The organism is Streptomyces mutomycini (genome assembly GCF_001700505.1).
Classification (GTDB): domain Bacteria; phylum Actinomycetota; class Actinomycetes; order Streptomycetales; family Streptomycetaceae; genus Streptomyces; species Streptomyces mutomycini.
Genome location: NZ_MAPV01000381.1, coordinates 1 through 831, shown reverse-complemented (window position 1 = coordinate 831; position 831 = coordinate 1). Strand labels below are relative to the sequence as shown.

1 protein-coding gene and 1 pseudogene are annotated in these 831 nt (G+C 75.6%); both read right to left on the bottom strand.

Translation table 11 applies throughout. From position 1 onward, the window contains the following. Window positions 1-129 precede the first annotated feature (129 nt). Entirely contained in the window at window positions 130-654 is a 525-nt protein-coding gene (locus BFF76_RS30575; protein ID WP_031096340.1) for a Pycsar system effector family protein, read from the bottom strand. After that, a pseudogene (locus tag BFF76_RS33430) lies at window positions 651-831 on the bottom strand (hypothetical protein); the annotation flags it as partial. The gene BFF76_RS30575 and the pseudogene BFF76_RS33430, both read right to left, overlap by 4 nt.

Sequence of the window (831 nt, the reverse complement as noted above, 5' to 3'; positions counted from 1 at the left end):
GTGTGCCGGGGTACGGGGGTGGTGGTCCGGGGTACTCGGGCGGTGGTACGTCGTGGCCGTGCGTGTGGGTCATCGGACAGGCTCCTCGGGCGTGCGGGGCGGGTTCGGCGGTCCTGTTGACGGGGCGGCTCAGCCCAGGAGGCCCGCTACCGGGAAGAAGAGGGTGCTGAGGAAGAAGGAGGCCAGGCCGATCCGTATCCAGCGGTGCTTGTCACCGACGATGCGGCTGGTCTCCGCCAGTGAGACGAGCAGGGCGTCGGCCGGGGAACGGGCAGTGTCGGCCAGGGCCCGCGCGAGCATGCCCTGGGCCGAGGCCCGGCTGGTGTCGGCGAAGTAGGTGAGCGGCTGCCCCGGTGCCCAGCTGCTCGGCCGGTACCGCGGCAGGATCGCCATCAGGAGGGACAGCAGGGCCAGCGCGACGCAGCAGGCCCCTGCCCACCACAGCACGCTGCTGAATCCGCTCAGGTCCCAGGGGCGCCATCGCCTGGCCGAAAGGAAGCCGCTGAGGACCCCCACCGTCACGCCGAGCGCCCCGGCGAGTACCGCGGCCTTGCTGTCGGCGCGGGCGATCTCGCTCCGGGCGTCGGTGAGCAGCCGTGCGGCCGCCTCCAGGGTGGCCGCCTCCGGGGGCGGCCCGGCCGGGTCGGTGGTCATGAGGGCCTGCCCTCCCCTTCCGTGGCGCGGGGCTCGTCCTGCGGCGCGTGGACGGTGCCCCGGGAGGGGGCGGGGTCCTGCGACGGGGAGCCGTCCCCCGGCGGAGCGGCGTAGGGCATGGCGGGCACCGGAGGCGGTGCGGCGGCCGGCACGACGGGTGGGGCGGACGGCTGCGGG

Excerpts from the sequence above, each read along its gene's own strand:
- BFF76_RS30575 (WP_031096340.1), bottom strand. The coding sequence starts at position 654 with ATGACCACCGACCCGGCCGGGCCGCCCCCGGAGGCGGCCACCCTGGAG.